Below are 6000 nucleotides of genomic sequence, written 5' to 3'. Positions count from 1 at the left end.
AGCCACCAGTTGCCCAGCGAACAGGGCCTGGCGGCGCTGGCCGCCAGCCTGCAAGCCAGCGACAGCCGGCAAGGCGGTGACAGCACCAGTGACGAGAACACCATCGCCATCGACGGTGGCTGGGGCAACGTCAGCGCCTGGGACCGTCCGGACATCACCCTGGCTGCCCCGGCCGGCCTGGGCCTCTTCACCCCGGCCCAGGCCATCCTCAGCACCCAGGCCAGCCTGACCGTGAGCGCCGGCCAGGACCTGCTGAGCCTGGCCCAGGGCCACCATGCCAGCGTGGCCAAGGCCGGCGCCGTGCTGTTCACTTATGGCAAAGCCAGCAGCACCCGCAAACCCAACACCGAAACCGGCATCGCCATCCACGCCGCCACCGGCAGCCTGCAGGCCAGCGCCAACACCGCCACCGCCGAGCTCACCGCCAGCCAGGCCATCGACGTGGCCAGCACCCAGGCCAACGTCCTCGTCGGCGCCCCCACCAGCGTCCTGCTGACCGCCGCTGGTGCAGCCATCGACATCCAGAGCGGCAGCATCACGCTCAAGGCACCGGGCAGTGTGCAGTTCAAGGCGGCGAGCAAGGTGTGGACGACGGGGGGAAGCAGTTCGTCCTCTGTGTCTTTGACCAAGCCTTCTAGCTTCTCCGACTGTTCGAAAGCCATGCAAGATGCTGCGTTGACTGGCGCAGCGGTATAGCCGCGAGTGGAGAGGTTTCCCATGAATGACGTCCACCTGCGAGTAAATGACGGCATACAGCTGCTGCGCAAAGCCATCACAGTCGCTCCCTGCCCCAGTGTTGCCGTTTTGGTCGATCCGATGCTGGAAGACCCACTGAAGGAAAGAAGTGAGGTGGGCGAAGCCCAGGCGGCCGGACGAGTGGTCAGATGTCCCCTGCCACCGCTCCACCCCGACATCGCGTCTGAGCAGCGTCCGTACCTGCTGTTCGCACCCTCGGAGGCCGATGCTGAACGCGTTGTCAACTTGACGATTGAGCTGGCCATCGAGCGGATGTGTTCTGCTGCAAGCCCCCTGGGCGTTGTGCATCCGGTGGCTGGTTGGTTCGTCGGCCATCAAAGCCCCCAAATGCTCGCTGAGGCACTGGCGCAAGAAATTCGTGTGCAGCGTCCCGATGGGTGCCAGTGGCCACTGCGTTTGTGGGACCCGCGCGTGAACTGGCAACTGCCCTTCACACTCAGTCTGGCGAAGTGGCAACACTTGACTGGCGCCTTGCCTGGATGGATCGCTCTTTCACCCACTGGACAACTTCGGCAGCTATCCGCGCCTGGAAAGCCATCGAACCCAGGCTCCACCTCTGAGCGCATCTACACACCGACGGAATGGGATCAACTGGAACAGGTCGGCATCACGAACATGGTCCTAGCCATGGCCGTGGACTGGGATGTGGGGCCCAATCAGACCAACGCGATGCGCATCCGGCACTTGATTGCTCAATGCCGTCGCATGGGGTTTCCAACAGAACGCGACGCTCTGGTGTTTGCTGCCTGTGGCCTGACAAGCATCGACGGCTTCTACCTGCATCCAAACGTTGCGCAAGCCTTGAATCAAGCTGCCCATGCGCGGCAAAGCGTCAGCTCCGCACTGCAAGGCTTTGACGACCAATTCTGGTCATCCTTGCGCACCCCCATCCCATCCGCCTCACCATGCCTCTAGATTCTTCTCCATCCACCACGGCCGCAATGCAGCATGCCGCCAGCAGCGGCTCTTCTGCTCAGCCATCCGGGGGGTGCCAGGACTGTGTCAAGCAAGGTCTTGCGATTCTTCCTGTCGTGCCCATGGCCGTACCCATCGCCCTGTGCGGCAAGACAGATGGGCTCAAGCAACTCGACAATCGCTACAGCGCCGCCGACCTAAAGGAAAGCTGGATGGTGCTGCGCAGCCTGCCTGCGGGCTACCTTTACATCCTCCACCCAGACTTGAGCTGGGATATCTACCTGGTGGATCGCGAGGGCCTGCTTCGCAAGATGCCCTCCCCTTCCAGCTGCCCCGCGTCGCCCAGTCAGCAACCGCCTATGTCGGCGCTGTGCAAGCGATCCGGGCACAACGTGCCAGCGCAGGTCATAGCCATCGACCCCAAGAAGTCCGCCTCGGTGTGGCTGGCATTCAGCCGCTACCGTTGGACTCAAGACGTTCTGAACGCTTACGCGAAGAACACGGACAAATGCCGCGATCAGCGCATGACCAAGCTGGATGTCATGGCCGCGGCCGCCGGCTCGTTGGGCAGCACCAGCAAGGCATCCAACGCAGTGCGCTTCGGCGCTCCCATGTCGGCGTCCGTGAACACCATCGTCGCCGACTACGCTGATGACGCCACACGCAATGCCTTGAATGGTGCGTGCTTCGAGACCGTGCTCAACCGCTCTGCACAGAGCAAGGCCCTGGCTGACACCATGGCCCGATTTTCCGCGCAGACCCAAGCGAAGACCGGCGCCATCATCGCGCTGGACGACGACCTGGGGGTGGCCATGGCCATCAACGCCTTCCGCAACGCAGCACAAGTCGAGCGCGCCCAGGTGCTGGCGGCCTATGTGCGTCATGAATTTGTCAATCGCGCCGCTGCAGGCTTCAAGAAGCAATGCGAGTTGCAGAACGACCTCAAACGCTGGAACGAGAAGTACGCCACCGCATACAGTCAGCCTGCACTCGACAACGCGCTGAAAGAGCGCGCCAACAAGCTCAAGCCAATTGACACACGGCTGCCACGTCTGGCGGCCGACTGGGTCAGTGCGATCAAGAGTTCACGACTGGCTGCGATCATCCGCCATGACTTTGACAGTCAAGTGCTCGACGAAGGTCTGCAATGTGCCATCGCTGCAGCAAGTTGCCTGCATGGCGCCGGCAGCCAAGCCGCAGAACGCACCCTGTTGCAAGCCTGGATCAACGGCGACGTCAGCGATCCGGGCAACATCATTTGGCAGGCCCTGGCTGGCAACAACAAGACCCTGATTGCGCGCCTGGGTGATGCCAAGGACCTCATGCCCCCGGCATGGGATTCGGCCAAGAATGCCTGGGCTGCAGCCGACGAGTTCTTCAAATCACTCACGGGGACGCAGGCCGCATTGGTGCAACGTCTGCGCGAAGGTGCCAAGGACCCAGTCGCAGACGCCCTGGCCAAGCTGCTGCATTGCGTGGCGGCTGCCACCGACACTGCCGTCGCCCCTCTCGGAAAAGCTGCTGCCAAGGCTGTTCTTCTCACTGCGCTGTGGACCGGCGTGCGCATGCAGCCCGTTCAGCAACGCATGTCGCCCTGGCAAGCTCTGATGGACGCCAAGACGGCAGGCTGGGGTCAGCCCGCAGCCGCTCGGGTGCGCACCGTACGCAAGGTCAACACGGTCAGTTGGCGCTACGATCTTCTGGAAGTTGCGGATGTCATCCGAGCCAAGGGGGGGACCGCCATCCTCATCACCCGCTACGCCGTGGCTTCGGTGTGGCGAGGCAGCCGCTGGGTGGATACCGGCGATGTCACCCTGGTGTCCCCGTCCACCGGTTCAGGCCCACGCGGTCAAGCCCCCGGCGCCCCCGCCACACCAGACATCCACGCTGCAACGCCAAGAAATGTCCTGGCCCGGGGAATCAAACTGGCCCGTGAGGGGGGTGCCAACGGCCTATTGGCCAGCGGCGTGCTGGTGTTCCAGACACTCAGCTTCCTCCAGGCCCAGAAAGATCTGGAGGGTGAAGGCAGCGCTTCCAAGGGCGTGGAACTCAGCGCCGCGTATTACGCGGCCATGGCCGGCATGCTGGGCGCCACCTCCGAAATTGCCGCTGCGGCCATCCAGGCTGGGGCGCATACCCAGGGTATCAAGCTGGTCGGCAACATGGCTGGCTTTGTGCGCGGAGCTGCGGCGTTGGGAGGTGTGCTGGGAGGCGCGTCAGGAATCGGAATGTCGATCAGCAGCTTCGCCAAATACTCGACATTAAGAGACGCCGGCGACGAGGATGCAAGTCGCTGGGTCTTCGGGCTCGGTGTAGTGAACGCTCTTGGAGCGTCGACGTCCGTTGCTGGCGCTTTAACGGCAAGCGGCGTTGCCGCTGCAGAAGCAGGCACAGCCTCTCTGGTCGGAGGAACGCTTCTAGGCATCGGCCCCGCCGGTTGGGCCATTCTCACCGTGGGCTTGGTTGTGATTGGCCTGTACCTGGCATATCAAGCGGCTGAAACAACCGACGACCCCATCGAATCCTGGCTCAAGCAGAGCATTGCAGGCACGGCGCCACAGAAGTTCAAGCCGGACGCCGAAGTGGCTGCCTACAACGCACTGTTCAGTCTGCCACTTGAGGTCAGCCTCACGGGCAATGGCGGCTTTGGTGTCCACACCACGCAGGTCAGCATCACGGCTCCGGCACTGGATCCACAATCCGTTCTGGATTATCGGCTGGAGCTCACCGACCGCCAGCAGGGCAGCTTGGTGGTCACCGACACCCTGCACCTCAATGGCGAGAAGTCTTCACCTGCCATCCCGGCGGGGCTGCGCACCGGCGGCTTTGGGCGACCGCTGCTGACCGACCTGAGCAAGGTGGATGCCAGCAGTGCCCAAGTGCGGTTGATGATTCAGGCACCCGTGCTGCTGGCAGGCAATCGGGATCCCGCAACTGGCCAAATCCTGTCCAAAAACCAGTACACCATCACCCAGGCCAAGCTGACGGTGAAATACCTTCCCCTGGCCAAGACAGCCCCCACCTGGGTGATGCCAGATAGCACAGGGCGCACCGACAGCTACTCTCCGACATGAACTCAAGCTCGACAACGCCCGACACCCCGACAGCACGCCCGGAAGACACCAGGGCTTGGACCCAGACCCTGAAGGGACTGGGTCCACTGAGCTATTTGCCCAAAGACGCACCGGCCAGCAGTGAAGTGCTGGGCACTTTGGGAACCATCACCGCATTGGACTCCGAGAAGGCAATTCTCGCTGTGGGGGCGAGAGCAGGAAGGGGGCTAGGTATATTTGCAGGCATATTTTTTATATTTTCTTCCGCGTTCATGGCAGCGATGTCTATTGGCCTAGGATTGCTCAAGGGAGATCAATTTGGATTCCTCGGAATGGGCACAATGGCCATCCTCATGATGATATTTGGTTCAATATTCATTAGCGCAGACCTTAACCGCGTCGCAGAAACCCTAGTTCTTCTCAACCGCCAAACCCGCCAGATCGTCTGTGCCGATCCCACAGCTCGGGTCAAACGCGTGCGTGATATCCGCTTTCGCACCTGGAGCTGGGACGACTGCGACTTCGCCATTGAGCGCGTCATCATGAGCGCCACGGCCGCTCAAACCTTCCACCTGCGGGCTGTGCGCCGCAACGCACAGGGCGAGCCCGAGCAAACCGCCTTGCTGGCAGCCATGATCCCCAGCATCGACCATGCGCTGGCGCTCTACGAGTTCCTGCGACGCTACATGGCCCGAGACGACGCGCACCTGCCCGAGTGTGTGCGTCTGGTTCCCGCAGGCCGGCTGACCTTCTTCGAGGCCTGCAAGCAGAGCTTCATCACCTACCTGATCGAGGTGGGCGAGGACGGTCTGCCGCGTTGGCCGCGCCCGCTGGTGGCGCTGTTCTACGCCGTACTCGCCATCGGGCTTGTCATCGCCTTTCCCTTTGTGCTGGGCAAGGTCATCGCTGAGTGGAGCAGCCAGGAGATGCGCTTTCCCGATGGTGCGGTGCCCACCAATGGCCAGCCCTTGCCTGGTGTGCGCATCATTCCCGCCCGACAGGCGGTCTTTGCCCCTTGGGAAAAGGCTTACTACCTGGGTTGCATGGCCACAGGCCTCGTGGCCTGGACCTTCTGGATCCGGCATGTGGTGCAGGTCTTCAGCGCATGAGCTCTCAACCCGTCTGGCAGCCCGCCGCATTCGCACTGCTCCTCCTCGCCAGCGCCTGTACGCCGAAATCGGACTCTCCTCCCGCAGCGTCCGCGCCGGTCGCAGAGGTTTCCGCCAGTGCCGCCACATCGGCAGCCACGCCCCCCAGCAGCCCGGCCTCGAGCGTG

Annotated in this window: 4 protein-coding genes; all 4 read left to right on the top strand. The window is 62.7% G+C overall.

Going from position 1 to position 6000, the window contains the following annotated elements; genetic code table 11:
* Nucleotides 1–696: DUF2345 domain-containing protein (locus KGA65_RS20625; RefSeq protein WP_225864998.1), on the top strand; the 696-nt coding region annotated here is incomplete at its 5' end.
* A gap of 21 nt (nucleotides 697–717) precedes the next feature.
* The gene (locus KGA65_RS20620; protein ID WP_225864997.1) at nucleotides 718–1671 is read left to right on the top strand and encodes a hypothetical protein; all 954 of its coding nucleotides are present in this window, start codon (nucleotides 718–720) and stop codon (nucleotides 1669–1671) included.
* A complete protein-coding gene (locus KGA65_RS20615; protein WP_310740997.1) occupies nucleotides 1662–4745 on the top strand; it encodes a T6SS effector BTH_I2691 family protein in 3084 nt (1027 codons plus the stop codon). Before KGA65_RS20620 ends, KGA65_RS20615 begins: the two co-directional genes overlap by 10 nt.
* Nucleotides 4742–5833 (top strand): hypothetical protein, encoded by a 1092-nt coding sequence (locus KGA65_RS20610; protein WP_225864995.1) that lies wholly within the window; start codon nucleotides 4742–4744, stop codon nucleotides 5831–5833. Before KGA65_RS20615 ends, KGA65_RS20610 begins: the two co-directional genes overlap by 4 nt.
* The last annotated feature ends 167 nt before the right edge of the window (nucleotides 5834–6000 follow it).

Source organism: Ideonella benzenivorans (genome assembly GCF_020387415.1).
GTDB lineage: Bacteria > Pseudomonadota > Gammaproteobacteria > Burkholderiales > Burkholderiaceae_C > Ideonella > Ideonella benzenivorans.
Note: the sequence above shows the minus strand (reverse complement) of the source record. Positions and strands in the feature narration are given on the sequence as shown.